Genomic DNA, 17,885 nt, shown 5'->3' on the forward strand with positions numbered 1-17,885 from the left:
TGGCGCTCCCTTGTCGGTCGCCAGCAAAGGCGGCCTGAAACTGCCTGGCCTGCCAGGCGAACGAAATCCGCTCGGTGTCGTTTCACGCATCAATGCCGTATCTCCACCGGCAAGCAGAACTGACTGAACCTCTTACAGGACTACCTTATTCCTCCCGTTATTCCCTAAATTCATAAAGGTAAATTTTTTAGTATTTCCTGTTATCAATAATAGTTCTTACCATCAGGGAATCAGATTATGTAAAGGGAGGTAAATACCGTGAATTTCCAGCAACTTAAAATCATCCGCGAGGCGGCCCGCTGTGAGTTTAACTTAACGGAAGTCGCTAACACGCTATTTACGTCCCAGTCAGGCGTCAGTCGTCACATCCGCGATCTGGAAGATGAACTGGGCGTTGAGATCTTTATCCGTCGCGGCAAGCGTCTGCTGGGCATGACGGAACCGGGCAAAGCGCTGCTGACGATTGCCGAGCGCATCCTGGACGAAGCGGGAAAAGTGCGACGGCTGGCCGATGTCTTTACCAATGAAACCAGCGGTATCCTGACCATTGCCACCACCCATACCCAGGCGCGCTACAGCCTGCCGAAAGTGATTAAAGCCTTCCGCCAGCTCTATCCCAACGTCCGGCTCGAACTCAACCAGGGTTCACCGCAGGAAATCGTCACCATGCTGCTGGCGGGAGAGGCGGATATCGGTATCGCCAGTGAAATGCTGGTCAACAACAGCAGCCTGGCGGCGTTTCCCTGGTTCAGCTGGCATCACGCGCTGCTGGTGCCCGCCGGGCATGAGCTGGTGCAGAATCAGCCGGTGTCACTCAGCACGCTCAGCCGCTATCCACTCATTACCTATCGCCAGGGGATCACCGGCCGGTCGCGCGTCGATCGGGCCTTCCAGTCGGCGGGGCTGAAGCCGGATATCGTGCTCAGCGCCCAGGACTCCGACGTGGTCAAAACCTACGTTAAGCTGGGATTGGGCGTCGGGATACTGGCGGATCAGGCGTGTGAAACCGAAGAGAGCGAAGAGCTGGTCCGCATTGACGCCACGCACCTGTTCGACCCCAGCACGGTCTGGCTTGGCCTCAAGCGCGGCCAGCTGCAAAGAAACTATGTCTGGCAGTTCCTCGAACTCTGCAATGCTAACCTCTCGCTGGAGGAGATTAAACGTCAGGCGCTCTCCTACAGCAGCGACGATGAACCGGTTATCGACTTCCAGATCTGATTTCAGTCGCACCCGGCAGAGCCGCCGGGTGCCTGCACGGCATAAAATTTCAAATCCGGGCCAAAAACTCGCTGGCCCGCCTTTCTGACCCGGCACAACAACATCCTGCACGCATCAGGCGCGATAAAGTGGAATTTGCTTACCACAAGGGGATGTTATGTCGCGACTACAACTCAACGACAGCGATCTGCTGCGCCAGCAGGCGCTGTTTGCCGGACGCTGGCAGGATGGCCATCAGGGCGCCACGCTGCCGGTCAACGATCCGTCGACGGGCGAAACCCTGGCCACGATCCCGGCCCTGGGCGGGGCAGAGACGGAGCAGGCGATAGCCTGCGCGGAATCCGTGCGCATCAGCTGGGGCAGAACGACGCATGCCAGCCGCGCCGCGCTGCTGGAAAAATGGCACCAGCTGATGCTGGATCATGCTGATGACCTGGCGATGATCATGACCGCCGAGCAGGGTAAACCGCTGGCAGAAGCCCGGGGCGAGGTTCTCTACGGCGCCAGTTTCGTAAAATGGTTCGCGGAGGAGGCCCGCCGCATCTACGGTGACACCATTCCCGCGCCCAGCGACGATCGCCGCATTCTGGTCCTGAAACAGCCGGTCGGGGTCGCTGCCGCCATCACGCCGTGGAACTTCCCGATAGCGATGATCACCCGCAAGGTCGCGCCCGCGCTGGCGGCAGGCTGTCCGATTATTGTAAAGCCTTCTGAGTTAACGCCGCTCTCGGCGCTGGCGCTGGCAGTGCTGGCGGAGCGTGCCGGTTTCCCGCCGGGCGTGCTGCAGATGCTCACCGGCCTGCCTGAGGAAATTGGTGAGACGCTGACCCGCAGCCAGACGGTGCGCAAAATCTCCTTTACCGGCTCGACCCGTATCGGGCAGTTACTGATGCAGCAGAGCGCCAACAGCCTCAAGCGTCTGAGCCTGGAGCTGGGGGGCAACGCGCCGATGATCGTCTTCGATGATGCCGATATTGAGATTGCGGTTGCGGGCGTCATGCTCAGCAAGTTCCGCAACGCCGGACAGACCTGTGTCTGCGCCAACCGCATTCTGGTCCAGCGCAACATCTATCCCCGCTTCACCGAACGGCTGCTGGAGGCGGTCGCCACCCTGAAAGTGGGGGATGGCTTTGCGCCTGGCAGTACGATTGGGCCGCTGATCAATGCCCGTGCAGTGGAAAAAGTGAAGGGTCACATTGACGATGCGCTCAGCCAGGGTGCGACGCTGCTGACGGGCGGCATCAGCCAGGAGAGGGGAACTTTCGTTCAGCCCACCGTGCTCGGTGATGTTACGGTGAAGATGCGCATCGCCCACGAAGAGACCTTTGGCCCGGTCGCACCCTTGTTTATCTTTGATGAGGAAGAGGAGGCGATCGCCATGGCGAATGACACCCCGTACGGCCTGGCGGCCTATTTCTTTACCGAGAATATCCGCCGGGGGTGGCGGGTGGCGGAAGCGCTGGAGGCGGGCATGGTAGGCTTTAACACCGGCGCGGTCTCTCTGGAAGTGGCGCCCTTTGGTGGCGTGAAACACTCGGGTCTGGGTCGCGAAGGTTCCCGTTACGGAATAGAGGAATATCTGGAGCTGAAAACCTTTCATATTGGCAGCCTTTAATAAAAAAATAATAGCGCGCCAGCCGGTCAATCCGGCTGGCTTTTTTTTTGCCGGTAGGAAAGCAGAAATTCCCCGGCGTCAAATAGTCTTTTTTAAAAAAGTAAAAAAATTATCAGAGGTGTGAATCGGGTCAGTAAATCGCCGCGTGTCGTGCGATGGAATGAGCCGTCTTCGCCGGAATATCCGCTTTGGTGCAATTTCCGTGCAGGTTGCACCCGCAGGGTGCATAAATTTTGTGAAGTAAATCATCTGTTTAATGGTTCGGCAATTCCGCAAAAAATCCCGGGACAATACGGCAGAAAATTTTTTTGCGCTGTTTTAAACGCATTTTTATTTTTTGTCCGGCTGGCATACTTTCTGCATTAGTTAATTAACAGCGCAGAAATGGGTGGTCATAAAAAGTGATAACCCGGCCACTGATGGGTGTAACAAATAAGGAATGCTTCCATGTTAAGTTTCGACCCTGAAAAAGTTTCTCTTCCCGTCGGCCATTATATTGGCGGTCAGCACTGTCAGTGTCAGGGCGCCACTTTCCAGGTAAAGCGGCCTTCTGATGGCCGGGTCTATGCCACGCTGCAGGACGCCACGCCGCAGGATGTCGATCGTGCGGTGACCGATGCCCATCAGGCGCTGAAAACCAGTGGCTGGTCCGGTTGCGCGCCCCGCGAACGCGGCCGGGTATTGCGGCGCTGGGCCGATCTGATTGAGCAGGATCCCCTGCTGGCCCGGCTGGAAGCGCTGGGTTCGACCCGGCCGATCAGCGACGTGGTGCTGCATGAAATTCCCTTTACCGCTGAAGCGATTCGCTTCTATGCCGAATGCGCCGACAAATACAGCGGCGACCTTTTTCCGACCCGCGACAGCAGCCTCGGCATGCTGATTGCTGAACCTTATGGCGTCATCGCCGCCATTACCCCGTGGAATTTTCCGCTGTCGATGGCGTCGTGGAAATGCGGCCCGGCGCTGGCGGCGGGCAACGCGGTGGTGCTGAAACCCTCTGAACTGACGCCGTTCTCAACGGTGCGCATGGCGGAGCTGGCGATTCAGGCGGGCCTGCCAGCGGGCGTGCTGAATATTGTCCAGGGCAGCGGTGCCGTCACCGGCAGCGCGCTGGTGACCCATCCGCTGGTGCGCAAAGTCTCCTTTACCGGATCGACCCTGACCGGCGCACGCATCATGAGCGATGCCGCGCAGCACGGCATGAAGCCGGTCACGCTGGAGCTGGGCGGTAAAAGTCCGCAGCTGGTATTTGATGATGCGGGCGACCCGGACATTCTGGCCCAGCGGATCCTGCGCGGCTTCACGGCCAACGGCGGCCAGGCCTGTGTGGCAGGCACCCGGCTTATCGTGCAGCGCAATATGGCTGAGCCGCTGATCGCGCGGCTGATACAACTCTGTCGGGACGTCAAACCGGGCGTGACCTGGCAGGAGGAGAGCCGCTACGCGCCGTTAATCGACGAGCGTCAGGGCCGGAAAGTCAGCTCGGTGATCGAGGCGGCGAAAGCGCAGGGCGCTGAAGTGCTGGTGGGCGGAGAACGTTTTGCCGGCACCGACGAAGGCTGGTTCTGGCAGCCGACCCTGCTGAGCCAGCTCACCCAGGATAATCCGGCCGTGCAGCAGGAGATTTTTGGTCCGGTGCTGACGGTGCAGACGTTTGATGAAGAGGAGCAGGGCCTGGCGATGGCGGCACACGACACCTATGGCCTCTGCGCCGGTGTCCACACCCTGAGCCTGCCGCGGGCATTGCGTGCAATGCGCGCCATCGAGGCGGGCACCGTCTGGATCAACCGCTATGGCCGCTCCGGCGACTTTATCATTCCGACCGGCGGGTTTCTCGGCTCGGGCATTGGTAAAGATCTGGGCCGTCAGGCATTTCAGGCCTGCCAGCGGCAGAAGAGTGTACTCATCGATTTCTAAGCGCAACTGACAAGACGAGGGCGTTACATGGCACTGTTTAAACCGAAATTTATCACGTTCGACTGTTACGGCACGCTGATTCGCTTCGACATGGCGGGCGCTGCGCAGCGCTGTTTTAGCGACCGCGTCGATCCGGACGACATGCACGCCTTTACCACCGATTTTTCCAGCTACCGTCTGGATGAGGTGCTGGGCGCGTGGAAGCCCTATTACGACGTGGTCAGCAATGCGATTCAGCGCACCTGCAAAAAGTGGGGTGTCCGCTGGGACAAAGCAGACAGTGACTTTATCTACACCGACTGCGCCAGCTGGGGACCGCATCCCGACGTGCCCGCCGGGCTGGCGAAGGTCGCCACGGCGTTTCCGCTGGTGCTGCTGACCAACTCGATGAAGGATCTTATCCCGCACCATATTCCTCGCCTGGGCGCACCGATCCACATGACCATCACGGCGGAAGAGGCGGGCGCCTACAAACCGCAGATGAAAGGCTTCGAGTACATGCTCGACAGACTCGGCTGCGGCCCGGAGGAGATCCTGCATGTTTCTTCCAGCTTCCGTTATGACCTGATGACCGCCCATGATCTCGGCATCAAAAACAAAGTCTGGGTCAATCGCGGTCATGAACCGGCCAATCCTTACTACCAGTACACCGAAATCAACGATATCGGCGGCCTGCCCGGCGTAGTCGGACTCTGAGGAACTCCCCATGAAACTGGAATCGTTCTGGCAGGCCACCGCCCCGGCGTTTACCGGCGCCGCCCGCGAACCGCTGCCCGCTCAGGCGGACGTGGTTGTGATCGGTGGCGGTTTCACCGGTATCTCGGCCGCGCTCAGTCTGGCGCGCAGCGGTATCCGCGTGGTGGTGCTGGAGAGTGGCGACGTAATGAGCCAGGCGTCGGCGCGCAACGGCGGCCACTGCAATACCGGGGTGGCCCACAATTTCGCTTCGCTGGTGGCGAGCCAGGGTCTGGAGCAGGCCAGCCGCTTCTACCGGGCATTTGACGATGCGGTGAGCTATGTCTGGCAGCTGATTCAGGAGGAGCAGATCGATTGTGACTTCCGGCTGTGCGGCAAGCTCAAACTTGCCAGCAAAGCGTCGCATATGGCCGGTCTGCGGGAAGCATATGAACTGATGCGTCGCACTGTGGATCCGCAGATCGAACTGCTCGACAAAACGGCGGTGCGCGACGAGATCGCCAGCGACGATTTCCACGGCGGCCTGCTGCAGAAGCGGGGCGGTCAGATGCACATGGGGAAATTTGGCGTCGGCCTGGCGGAGGCGGCGGCCCGCAGCGGGGCGAAGATCTATCCGCACCACGCCGTGACGAAGCTGGAGCGCCTCAGGGGCTATCAGCATCGGATTCACACCGCGCAGGGCACGATTCTGGCCGATAAAGTACTGATGGCGACGGGCTGCTCCAACGTCGGCCCGTTCCCCTGGTTTCAGCGCCGCATCGTGCCGGTCGGCAGCTTTATTGTCGTGACCGAAGCGCTCGACCCGGCGCTGCTGCGTCAGGTGCTGCCTCACGATCGGACCTACGTGACGTCGCTCAACATCGGCAACTATTTTCGCACCACCCGCGATCACCGGCTGGTTTTCGGCGGGCGGGCGCGGTTTGCGGTCAGCAATCCGACCTCCGATTCGCGCAGCGGCGAGATCCTGCATCACGCACTGACGCAGATGCTGCCACCGCTCCGCCAGGCGCGGGTGGACTACTGCTGGGGCGGCATGGTCGATATGACCGCCGACCGTCTGCCACACGCGGGAGAACAGGAGGGGATCTTCTATTCACTGGGCTACAGCGGACACGGCACACAGATGTCGGTCTGGATGGGGCGCGTGATGGCCGATCTGCTGGCCGAAAAGCGCAACGAAAATCCCTGGCAGCGTGACTCATGGCCCGCGCTGCCCGGTTATCACGGCAAGCCATGGTTTTTACCGCTCGCAGGACTCTATTACAAAGCAAAGGATCGCCTTTCTTAACGTCCCGTCGGGTGCTGGTCGCCAGGTCATCAGCACCGCCAGACCCTGTTCCCGGTTCGCCTGACTATTGAGGGTAGAGAGATGAGTAAATTTGATAATAACGACGCTGATGCGGTAAATCCGGCACTGACGCGCATGATCACCGAGGGTTCCCTGTCCCGCCGCAGCCTGATGAAAATCCTCTCCGCCGGTGCGGTGATGAGCAGTGGCCTGGTCGGTTTTTCCGGGGCTGCACTGGCGGACGACAAGCCGGTCAGGGGCGGTAAACTGCGCGCGGCGATGTCGAACGCCTCCGCCACCGATACGCTCGATCCGGCCAAGAGCAATAACAGCGCCGACTACACCCGCCAGTTTATGTTCTACAGCGGTCTGACCGAGCTGGATAAAAACCTGATGGCGCAACCGGCGCTGGCGGAATCGCTGGAGTCCAGCGACGGCATTACCTGGCACATTAAGCTGCGTAAAGGGGTTACCTTCCACGATGGCAAACCACTGACCGCCAGCGATGTCATCTTCTCGCTCAGCCGCCACAAAGATCCTGCCATCGCCTCTATCGCCTTTAAGCTGGCCGATCAGTTTAAAGCCTTCAGCGCCGTCAGCGACAGCGAGGTGCAGCTGGAGCTGAACAGTGCCAACTTCGATGTCCCTTACATGCTGGCGACGCCGCCGTTTTTAATCGTCAAAGAGGGCACGACCGATTTCAGTAAAGGCATCGGTACCGGGCCGTTTATCTGCAAAACCTTTATGCCGGGAACCCGCACCATCGGCACCCGGAACCCCAACTACTATAAGCCGGGACTGCCGCATCTGGATGAGGTGGAGCTGATTGGCGTCACCGACGGCGCGGCGCGCGTCAACGCCCTGATGTCGGGCGATCTGCAGATGGTGTCAACCCTCACCGCCGCCGACTGTAAGCGTCTCAAAGCCAGCGGGGAGTTTGGCGTACTGGAGAGTAAGTCAGGGATGTACACCAACCTGATTATCCGCACCGACATGAAGCCGGGCAATAACGAAGATTTCGTGCTGGCGATGAAATATCTGCAGCCGCGTGAAATGCTGGTGAAAACGGTCCTGCAGGGTTACGGCGACGTCAGTAATGACACCCCGGTGCCGCCGTGGCATCCACTCTATAACGCCGATCTCAAACCGCGTCCGCTGGATGTGGAAAAAGCGAAGTTTCATATCAAAAAAGCGGGCATGACCGGTTCCACCGTCGAGATCATTACCACCCCGAATATCGAAGGGGCGAACGAAGGCGGTCAGCTGATCCAGCAGATGGCGCGCGGGGCGGGGCTGAATGTCAAAGTGCGACGCGTGCCGTATGACGGTTACTGGTCTTCGCACTGGATGAAAGATCCGCTGGGATATGGCTCGATAAACCCGCGTCCGACGCTGGACATGCTCTTCTCGCAGTTTTATCTCTCAACCGCACCGAACAACGAATCGGGCTGGAAAAATCCCCGGTTCGATCAGCTGGTGGTCGCGGCGCGCGGCGAGCGCGATCAGGCCAGACGTAAGCAGATGTATGGCGACATGCAGACGCTGATTTATGACCACTGCGGCACCATCATCCCGACCTTTATCAGCTCGACCGATGGTTACAGCAAAAAGGTCAAAGGCGTCGAGCCCTGGCCGTCAGGCATGATGATGGGCTATCGCTTCCATGAATTTGCCTGGCTGTCCGCCTGATCTCCGCCTGCTCCATCAGGCTACCTATAGGGAGTTCGCCGATGAACCGATACATGCTGTTTCTGATTGCCCGGCGCACGGGTGCCGGCATCCTGACGTTGCTTATCGTCTCGGCGGTGGTGTTTTTCATCACCAGCCTGCTGCCCGGTGACGCGGCGCAGATGATCCTGGGCCAGAACGCCACGCCGGAAACGGTGGCGGCGTTACGGCAGCAACTGGGCCTCGACCAGCCGTTGCTGATGCGCTATCTCCACTGGCTGGCCGGGCTGGTGCAGGGTGATTTTGGCATCTCGTTTGCCAGTCATCTGCCGGTCTCGCAGCTGGTGGCGCAGCGCATCCCCGCGACCTTTGAACTGGCGGCTATCACCACGCTGATCTGCGTGCCGCTGGCGCTGCTGATCGGCATTCTGGCCGCGATGAATCGCGGCTCCCGGCTCGATCGTGCGCTGGTCATCGCGACGATGGCGACGGTGGCGGTGCCGGAGTTTCTGGTGGCGACGGTGGCGGTGCTGATCTTTGCCGTCCGGCTGCACTGGGTGTCGGCGATGTCATTCGGCAGCCCGGACAGCGACCTGCTGAGTTACCTCAAAGCGTACGCGCTGCCGGTGCTGACGCTCTGCTGCGTACTGGTGGCGCAGATGGCCCGTATGACACGCGCCGCCATTATCAATCAGCTCGACAGCCCCTATCTGGAGATGGCGCAGCTGAAAGGGGTTTCGCCGCTCAGGGCCGTTCTGCGTCACGCGCTGCCTAACGCAGTCGGGCCGATTGCCAATGCCATCTCGCTCAGCCTCTCCTATCTGTTTGGCGGGGTCATCATCATCGAAACCATCTTCAGCTATCCCGGTCTGGCCAGCCAGCTGGTCGATGCGGTCAGCAACCGGGACCTGCCCGTGGTGCAGCTCTGCGTCATGCTGTTTGCCGCCTGTTACCTGGTGCTGCTGCTGCTGGCCGATATTCTGACTATCGCCTTTAACCCGAAATGGAGAAGCGCATGAATACTCTCTTGTTGCCGTGGCGATTCCTGCAGTCGCTCTCCTGGTCAGGGCGGCTGGGGCTGCTGATGTCGCTGTTCTGGCTGCTGATGGCGCTGTTCGGCACCGCCCTGGCGCCGCACAGCATTGACGATATCGGCGGCGGTCCGCTGATGGGGGGCCTGACCACCGAGAACCTGCTGGGAACCGACTACCTGGGACGCGACATGCTGAGCCGCATTCTCTACGGTGCGAAGTTCTCCATCGGTCTGGCGCTGAGTGCCGCGCTGCTGGCCAGTCTGGTCGGCACGCTGCTGGCGTTGCTCGCCGCCGTAACCGGACGCTGGCTGGAAGAGCTGCTGGGCCGTATCAATGACGCGCTGCTGGTGCTGCCGGGCAAAGTGCTGTCGCTGATGATCGTGGCGGTGTTTGGCTCCTCGCTGCCGATGCTGGTTCTGACCGCCGTCTTTACCTACTGGCCAGGTGCCTTCCGCATCGCCTTTGCCATGGCCAGCTCGCTGCGCAGCATGGACTACGTGCGCGCCTCGCGGCTGCGCGGTGAAAGCCGCTGGTATATCGCAATCCACGATATTCTGCCCAACATGGTGCACCCGATGCTGACTGACTTTGGCCTGCGCTTTGTCTACATCGTACTGCTGCTGAGCGGTCTGAGTTTCCTCGGGCTGGGTGTGCAGCCGCCCTATGCCGACTGGGGCACGCTGGTACGTGAAAATATGCAGGGTCTGTTTGACGGCTCGCCTGCGGTGCTGATGCCTGCGCTGGCCATCGCCAGCCTGACTATCGGGGCCAATCTGTTTATCGACAGCCTGCAGGCGATGCGTCCGATGACTCTGGCGAAGGAGGGAGCATGAACGTGACACCACATACTGCAATGCCCGTCATTTCCGTCGACAAACTGCGCGTGACGGCGCAGACCGATCGCGGTGAGGAGATTGACCTGGTTTCTGACATTCACTTTACGGTGCAGAAAGGGGAGGTACTGGCACTGATTGGTGAATCCGGTTCGGGTAAAACCACCATCGCAATGGCGTTGATGGGGTATGCCCGCAGCGGCTGCCGCATAGCCGAAGGGCATGTGCACGTAGCGGGCACCGACGTTAACAGCCTCACGCCGGGTCAGCTGCGCGCCTTTCGCGGCAACAAAGTCGCCTATATCGCGCAGAGTGCGGCGGCGTCGTTTAACCCGGGCATGAAAATAATGGATCAGGTGATCGAGCCGGTCGTCATTCACGGCACGCTGACCCGCAGGGAGGCAAAAGCCAGGGCGATCGGCCTGTTCCGTGAGCTGGCGCTGCCGGATCCGGAGACTATTGGCGATCGCTATCCGCATCAGGTCTCGGGCGGCCAGTTACAGCGTCTGATGACGGCGATGGCGCTGATCGGTGAACCGGACGTGGTGATCCTGGACGAACCGACCACCGCGCTGGATGTGACGACGCAGGTGGAGGTACTGAAGGCGTTTCGCCGCGTGGTCCTGCAGCGTGGCGTCACTGCGATTTATGTCAGCCACGATCTGGCCGTGGTGGCGCAGATGGCTGACCGGATCCTGGTGCTGCTGCGGGGCAGAATGGCGGAGTATGGTTCGACCGCACACCTGATGGGCGCGCCGCAGGCGGACTACACCCGTCAGCTGATGGAGGCCGCACGGCAGAAAGAGCGGCCCAGCAACTGGTGCCCGGACTCGGCCGATATCCAGCCGTTGCTGGAAGTGCGCGACCTCAGTGCAGGATATGGCCCGCGAGGCAGCGACGGACAGCCAAAAATCCCTATTCTGGCGGGAATCAATCTTCAGCTGTGGAAAGGGCAGGCGATTGGCATTATTGGTGAGTCAGGCTCCGGCAAAACCACGCTGGCCCACGCCATCGCCGGGCTGAATGCGCCGAGTCAGGGACATATTCTGTTTAACGGCCATTACATCGCGGGCGATATGCAGAAACGCCCGGATAACGAGCTGCGGCGTATTCAGTATGTGTTTCAGATGGCAGACACGGCGCTGAACCCGGCCCACAGCGTGGAGCGGATCCTGTCGCGACCGCTGACGCTGTTTCACGGCCTGAGCGGGGCGGCCCGGCAGCAGCGGCTCTGGCAGCTGCTGGATCTGGTGCAGCTGCCGCGCAGCGTCCTGTGGCGGCGTCCCTGGGCGCTGTCGGGTGGACAGAAACAGCGTGTTAATCTGGCACGGGCGCTGGCGGCAGAGCCGGATCTGATCCTGTGCGATGAGGTTACCTCGGCGCTGGATACCGTGGTCGCCGCCGCGGTGCTCGACTTAATCAGTGAACTGCGCCGTGAGCTGGGGCTGGCCGTGATCTTCATCAGCCATGACATGCATGCGGTGCGTGCGGTATGCGATGAGATTGTGGTCATGAAGAGCGGCCGCATCGTCACGCAGCTGGCACGCCAGGACTACGATAAACCGACCCGCGAGCTCTATTTCGAGCGGCTGAAGCGGGCGGTGCCGGAGCTGCGTCAGGGATGGCTCGACGAGCACGAAGAGATTTTAAAAGCGGAGTAAGCGGCACCCCTTCAGCAAGACTGAATGCGCCCACATTTACCCGTCTCTGCCGCCATTGCGGGCGGTGAGACGCACGGGTCAGTTGCAATGCGGCAAGGTCGCCGCGCAGCCGATCGGTTACTGACAACAGAGGTCCTCTTTTTATGCCTGCACCCCTTCGTTACGTACAGGATAGTGTCAATTTTCCCGATTCCGCCGATGTGGTGGTCATTGGCGCCGGCATCGCCGGTGCTGCGGCCACCTTTGAGCTGGCGAAACAGGGCGTGAATGTCGTGCTCATCGAAAAAGGCCTGGTCGGGGCAGAGCAGTCGAGCCGTAACTGGGGCTGGTGTCGCCAGCAGAATCGCGATGAGCGTGAACTGCCGCTGATTATGTATGCGCTGCAGCGCTGGGGCGAGCTTAATGAGGAGACGGGGGAGGAGCTGGGATTCCGTCGCAGCGGGCTGGTCTACGCGACACAGGAAGAGTCAGAGATTGCGGCCTGGGATAAATGGAACCAGATGGCAAAAGGCTACGGCATGCAGAGCGCTATCCTGACGGCGGAGCAGGCCAAAGCCATGACGCCCGGCAGCACCACCAACTGGCGGGGCGGCCTCTCCTCGCCGACCGACGGTCACGCCGAACCACGGCTGGCTGCGCCGGGGCTGGTGGCGGGGGCGCAGAAAAAAGGGGCGCTGCTGTTTCAGCAGTGCGCCGTACGCGGACTGGATATGGCTGCCGGACGGGTCAGCGGCGTCTGGACCGAGCGCGGGCTGATCAAAACCAGCCGGGTCATCTGTGCGGCGGGTGCCTGGACCTCCATGTTCTGTCGTCGCCACGGCATCGATCTGCCGCTGGGCAACGTGATCGGAACGGCCTTCCGTACGCAGCCTATCGAACAGGCGATCGCCATGCCGCTCTATACGCCCGGCTTCGCCTGCCGGCCCCAGCTGGATGGCAGTTACACCGTCTCGGTCTCCGGCCGGGGACGGCTGGAGCCAGGGGCGCAGGGGCTGCGCTATGCGCGTCAGTTCTATCCGACCTTTAAAAGTCGCCGGAAAAACCTCACGCTGAACCTCGGCCTGTCGCCGTTTTTCAATGGCCCGGAAGCGATGGGGCGCTGGGCTTTTGACCGCGAGTCGCCATTTGAACGTATGCGTATTCTCGATCCGGCCGCCGATACCGGGATTGTCGAAGAGGGGCTGGCGGCGATGCGACGGGAATATCCGGCGCTGGCCGGTCTCAGGCTGGCGCAGGCGTGGGGCGGCATGATTGACAGCACCCCGGATGCCATTCCGGTGATCTCGGCGGTGGCAAAAGTGCCGGGACTGATACTCTCGGCGGGCTACAGCGCCCACGGCTTCGGCATCGGACCGGGCGCCGGACGACTGGCCGCCGATCTGGCAACCGAAGCCACACCGGTGGTGGATCCGACACCTTACCGCTACAGCCGTCTGGTTGACGGCAGCGGACTTGATACGCCAGGCATGATGTAAGGAGAACGCGAATGAGCCTGACACTACGCGCAATGACACCCGATGATCTTGACGCCTGCTTCCAGATGACGCAGGTGCTGAAATGGCCCCACCGGCGGGAGGACTGGCAGCTGGCGCTGCAACTGGGTGAGGGGACGGTAATTGAAGAGCAGGGCCGGATCATCGGCAGCGCGATACTCTGGCGCTGGGGCGATCGCGCCGCCACGCTGGGGCTGGTGATTGTGGATAATCAGCAGCAGGGGCGCGGGCTGGGCAAACAGCTCATGCTGGCGCAACTGGAAAAAGTGCCCGACTGTCATGTCCGGCTGCACGCCACTGAAATGGGCAAGGGGTTGTATGAAAAGCTCGGTTTCGTCACCTGCGGCGAGATCCGCCAGCACCAGACCCGCGCCCTGACCACGCTTCCGGCGGTGGCAATTCCGGCGGGGCTGCAACTGCGTCCGGCGACCCAGGCCGATCACGCCACGCTGGTGACGCTGGATCAGCAGGCAAACGGCATGTGCCGTCCGGCACTCTATGAACATTTACTGCGGGAGTGTCAGACGGTGCTGCTGGAGGATGCGGCACAACAGATTCAGGGCTTCGCCAGCCTGCGCCGTTTCGGCCACGGCTGGGCAATTGGCCCGGTGATCGCGGCGACGTTCCCGGTCGCGCAGGCGCTGGTCGCCACACTGATGCAGTCCCTTGAGGGGCAGTTTCTGCGTATCGACACCGATGCCAGCCTGCCGATGGCCAGCTGGCTTCATACCCTTGGGCTGGATCAGGTTGATGCTCCTGTCACGATGGTGCGCGGCACGCCGTGGACGCCGCAGGGCATGCAGGCCTTCGGTCTCATGACTCAGGCGATGGCCTGATGCATATCGTCTACAAATCCGAACCGGAACGCGGCCGCATCTGGCAACGCTGGCTGGCGGAACACGCACCCGATATTCAGTGGCATATCTGGCCCGAAACCGGCGATCCGGCGATGGTGGAGGCGCTGGTTGCCTGGCTGCCTCCGGCTGACATTCCGGCACGCTTTCCCCGGCTGAAGCTGCTGTTTTCAGTGGGAGCCGGCGCCGATCAGTTTGACCTGCATGCGCTGCCGCCCGACCTGCCGGTGATCAGAATGGTTGAGCCGGGGCTGACTCAGGGCATGGTCGAATATGTCACCTTCGCGGTGCTTGGCCTGCATCGCGACATGCCGCGCTATTTCCATCAGCAACGTCAGCAGCAGTGGCTGGCCCACCGTGCAATCCCCGCCGCGCAGCGCCGGGTAGGGGTCATGGGGCTGGGTGAGCTGGGGCAGGCCGCGCTGGGGCAGCTGGTGGCGCTGGGCTTTGACTGCACAGGCTGGAGCCGCACGCCGCGCCACTGTCCCGGTGTTCGCTGCTGGCACGGCGACGATCAGCTGGCGGCGTTTCTGGCGCACAGCGAGATTCTGGTCTGCCTGCTGCCGCTGACCGAAACCACGCGGGGTCTGCTCAACCGGACGCTGTTCAGTCAGTTGCCACCGGGTGCGGCGCTGGTGCAGGTCGGGCGCGGCCCGCAACTGGCAGAGGACGATCTGCTGCAGGCGCTGGCAAGTGGTCAGCTGCGTGCCGCCGTGATTGACGTGACCGATCCGGAGCCGTTACCGCCCAACCATCCTTTCTGGCACCATCCCGCGATCTGGCTGACACCGCACATCGCCAGCCAGACACAGAATGAGAGTGCTATTGCGGCCCTGCTGGAAAATCTGCGGCGCTATCAGCGAGGTGAGCCGCTGCACGGTGAAATCGACCGTTCGCGAGGATATTGAGATGGAACACTTAGTGGCCCTGCGCCGCGATTTACATGCCCACCCGGAGCTGGGTTTTCAGGAGCAGCGCACCAGCGACATCGTGGCCCGTTTTCTGCAGGCGCTGGGCATTGAGGTGCATCGCGGTATCGGTAAAACCGGTGTCGTCGGGATACTGAAAAAGGGCAGCAGTCCGCGCATGATCGGCCTGCGGGCGGACATGGATGCGCTACCGATGCGGGATCAGAGCGGCACGGCCTGGCAGAGCGGAACTGAGCCGGTGAGCCACGCCTGCGGCCATGACGGCCATACGGTGATGCTGCTGGGCGCTGCCGAAACACTGGCGCGCGACGTCCATTTTGACGGCACGGTCTGCTTTATCTTTCAGCCGGCGGAAGAGGGGCTGGCGGGTGCACAGGCGATGATTGATGACGGCCTGTTCAGCCGGTTTCCCTGTGATGCCGTCTACGCCATTCATAACTGGCCGGAGCTGCCGCTCGGCCAGGTGCAGACCCGGCCCGGTCCCATTATGGCGGCGGCCGACCGGTTCGATATCCGCGTGCTGGGCGGCGGTGGCCATGCCGCGCAGCCTCATCTGACGGGCGATACCCTGCTGGCGATCAGCGAGCTGGTGGTACAGCTCAATACGCTGGTTCCGCGCGCGCTCGATCCGTGCGAAACGGCGCTGCTGACCGTTACCCGGATGCAGGGGGGCTTTTCACACAACATGATCCCGTCAGAGGCGAGTATCACCGGCACGGTGCGCACCTTCAGCGCGGCCGCGCAGGACACGATTGAAGCCCGGCTGCGTCAGATGGCAGAGCACATCACCGCTGCCCATGGCCTTCGCGCCGAGGTCAGTTACCTGCGCTACTACCCGGCAACGCTGAACAGCGCGGCGGAGGCGCAGTTCTGTCTGAAGGCGCTGACAGCCGCAGGCCTCCGGGCGGACCTCGCCCCCCGGCCTGCGCTTACCTCCGAAGATTTTGCATTTATGCTGCAGGCGCGCCCCGGTGCCTATCTGTGGCTGGGTTCGGCACCCAGTAAGCCGCTGCACCACGCCGCGTATGACTTCAATGATGCGCTGATTCCATATGGCGTTGACGTTTTTGTCACGCTGATCCGCCAGGCGCTGGCGGAGAAATTTCCCTGCTGAATGCTGCGGGATTTTGACAGGAAATGCCGCTGCATGGGGAATTACGGCAGCGTAATAAACCCGTGCATTGCGATACTTGAGCCAACCGAACGTTACGTGGATGAGGGTTTAGAATGCAGAATGTCATGGCAGAACAGCAAGCATACTCCGATAACAGCCTGTTACTGGATGCACGTGAGCAGAACGTCCCGCGCGGAGTTGTGACCGCCCATCCGCTGGTGATCGAACGCGCCAGAGGCAGTGAAGTGTGGGACGTGGAGGGCAACCGCTATCTCGATTTTGTCGGTGGCATCGGCGTGCTGAATGTCGGCCACAATCACCCGGCGGTGGTCAATGCGGTCACCCGCCAGCTGGGCCTGGTCTCTCACGCCTGTTTTCAGGTGGTGGCCTATCCGGGCTACATCGAGCTGGCCCAGCGGCTGAACCAGCTGGTCGGCGGTGATGAGGCGTACAAAAGCGTCTTCTTCACCAGCGGCGCGGAAGCCGTGGAGAATGCGGTCAAGATTGCCCGCTCGCATACGCAGCGGCCTGGCATCATCGCGTTTGATGGGGCGTTTCATGGCCGGACTCTGCTGGGCGTCACCCTGACCGGTATGTCCGCGCCTTACAAACAGAACTTTGGCCCGTTCCCCGGGGATATCTACCGGCTGCCTTTTCCGAATCCGCTGCACGGCATCACCGAAGCAGACTGCCTGAAGGCGCTGGAGCAGCTCTTTGCCGTGCAGATCCTGCCGGAGCGGGTCGCGGCGATCATCATTGAGCCGGTGCAGGGCGACGGCGGATTCCTGCCTGCTGGCCCGGCCTTTATGCAGGCGCTGCGCCGGATCACCAGTCAGCACGGCATTCTGCTGATCTGCGATGAAGTGCAGTCCGGCTTCGGGCGCACCGGCACGATGTTCGCTTTCCAGCAGCTGGGCGTTAAACCGGATCTGATCACTCTGGCGAAAAGCCTGGGCGGCGGTCTGCCAATTTCCGGTGTGGTCGGCCGGGCGGAAATCATGGATGCACCGACGCCGGGCGGGCTGGGCGGCACCTACGGCGGTAACGCCCTGGGCTGTGCGGCGGCGCTGGCGGTCCTGGATCTGTTTGAGCAGGAGAACCTGCTGCAGCGTTCCTGCCAGCTTGGCCAGCAGCTCAATGGCCGACTGCGCCAGCTGGCAGAAAAATATGCCTGTATCGGTGACGTGCGCGGCGTGGGCTTTATGCAGGCGGTGGAGATTCTCGATTTTGAAACCGGCCGTCCGGATGCGGCGCTGACCCAGAAGATCCTCGACAGTGCCTGCCAGGAAGGGCTGCTGCTGATTAAATGCGGTCTGCATCGCAACACCATCCGCTTCCTCGCGCCACTGGTCACCACCGACTCCCAGCTGGAAGAGGCGCTGCATATTTTTGATATTGCGCTGGCCCGCGCCACGGGCCGGTTGGGTTAAAACCGTTCCTCATTGATTTTGTTAGAGTAAGTCGAAAATCTCCCGCTGGTATAACCACTGCGAAGCACTGGCGCATTTACGGTAAAGCGTGTTATATCTTCGGGAGGTTCTGCACATTTAACTAAGAGCCTATCC

Annotated in this window: 14 protein-coding genes; all 14 read left to right on the top strand. The window is 61.3% G+C overall.

The features are described from left to right. The first annotated feature begins 258 nt into the window (after nucleotides 1-258). The 14 genes from cbl (at nucleotide 259) to gabT (ending at nucleotide 17,750) form a co-directional block, all read left to right on the top strand. Nucleotides 259-1,218, top strand: a complete 960-nt coding sequence (cbl, locus tag J1C59_RS07160) for an HTH-type transcriptional regulator Cbl (RefSeq protein WP_128084508.1) — start codon at nucleotides 259-261, stop codon at nucleotides 1,216-1,218. Between the two features lie 157 nt (nucleotides 1,219-1,375). Beyond that, nucleotides 1,376-2,833, top strand: a complete 1,458-nt coding sequence (locus J1C59_RS07165) for an NAD-dependent succinate-semialdehyde dehydrogenase (RefSeq protein WP_128084507.1) — start codon at nucleotides 1,376-1,378, stop codon at nucleotides 2,831-2,833. Nucleotides 2,834-3,280: 447 nt separating this feature from the next. Continuing rightward, a complete protein-coding gene (locus tag J1C59_RS07170; protein ID WP_128084506.1) occupies nucleotides 3,281-4,750 on the top strand; it encodes an aldehyde dehydrogenase family protein in 1,470 nt (489 codons plus the stop codon). Nucleotides 4,751-4,777: 27 nt separating this feature from the next. Then, nucleotides 4,778-5,446 (top strand): haloacid dehalogenase type II, encoded by a 669-nt coding sequence (locus J1C59_RS07175; protein ID WP_128084505.1) that lies wholly within the window; start codon nucleotides 4,778-4,780, stop codon nucleotides 5,444-5,446. A 10-nt stretch (nucleotides 5,447-5,456) separates the two neighbouring features. Further along, complete coding sequence (locus J1C59_RS07180; protein ID WP_128084504.1) at nucleotides 5,457-6,734, top strand: NAD(P)/FAD-dependent oxidoreductase; 1,278 nt, start codon at nucleotides 5,457-5,459, stop codon at nucleotides 6,732-6,734. Between the two features lie 81 nt (nucleotides 6,735-6,815). Beyond that, on the top strand, nucleotides 6,816-8,423 hold the full coding sequence (locus J1C59_RS07185) for an ABC transporter substrate-binding protein (protein WP_128084503.1): 1,608 nt from the start codon (nucleotides 6,816-6,818) through the stop codon (nucleotides 8,421-8,423). Between the two features lie 41 nt (nucleotides 8,424-8,464). After that, a complete protein-coding gene (locus J1C59_RS07190; protein WP_111140669.1) occupies nucleotides 8,465-9,421 on the top strand; it encodes an ABC transporter permease in 957 nt (318 codons plus the stop codon). Further along, entirely contained in the window at nucleotides 9,418-10,269 is an 852-nt protein-coding gene (locus J1C59_RS07195) for an ABC transporter permease (protein ID WP_128084502.1), read from the top strand. Before J1C59_RS07190 ends, J1C59_RS07195 begins: the two co-directional genes overlap by 4 nt. After that, on the top strand, nucleotides 10,266-11,930 hold the full coding sequence (locus J1C59_RS07200) for an ABC transporter ATP-binding protein (RefSeq protein ID WP_128084501.1): 1,665 nt from the start codon (nucleotides 10,266-10,268) through the stop codon (nucleotides 11,928-11,930). The genes J1C59_RS07195 and J1C59_RS07200 overlap by 4 nt, the downstream gene beginning before the upstream one ends. 143 nt (nucleotides 11,931-12,073) lie before the next feature. Then, entirely contained in the window at nucleotides 12,074-13,405 is a 1,332-nt protein-coding gene (locus J1C59_RS07205) for an NAD(P)/FAD-dependent oxidoreductase (RefSeq protein ID WP_140916891.1), read from the top strand. Nucleotides 13,406-13,416: 11 nt separating this feature from the next. Beyond that, nucleotides 13,417-14,259, top strand: a complete 843-nt coding sequence (locus J1C59_RS07210; RefSeq protein WP_128084500.1) for a GNAT family N-acetyltransferase — start codon at nucleotides 13,417-13,419, stop codon at nucleotides 14,257-14,259. Further along, complete coding sequence (locus J1C59_RS07215; RefSeq protein WP_140916892.1) at nucleotides 14,259-15,185, top strand: 2-hydroxyacid dehydrogenase; 927 nt, start codon at nucleotides 14,259-14,261, stop codon at nucleotides 15,183-15,185. The genes J1C59_RS07210 and J1C59_RS07215 overlap by 1 nt, the downstream gene beginning before the upstream one ends. A gap of 1 nt (nucleotide 15,186) precedes the next feature. Continuing rightward, entirely contained in the window at nucleotides 15,187-16,320 is a 1,134-nt protein-coding gene (locus J1C59_RS07220) for a M20 aminoacylase family protein (RefSeq protein ID WP_140916893.1), read from the top strand. A gap of 113 nt (nucleotides 16,321-16,433) precedes the next feature. Continuing rightward, a complete protein-coding gene (gabT, locus tag J1C59_RS07225) occupies nucleotides 16,434-17,750 on the top strand; it encodes a 4-aminobutyrate--2-oxoglutarate transaminase (RefSeq protein WP_140916894.1) in 1,317 nt (438 codons plus the stop codon). Nucleotides 17,751-17,885: the final 135 nt, after the last annotated feature.

The organism is Pantoea deleyi, assembly GCF_022647325.1.
Classification (GTDB): Bacteria; Pseudomonadota; Gammaproteobacteria; order Enterobacterales; family Enterobacteriaceae; genus Pantoea; species Pantoea deleyi.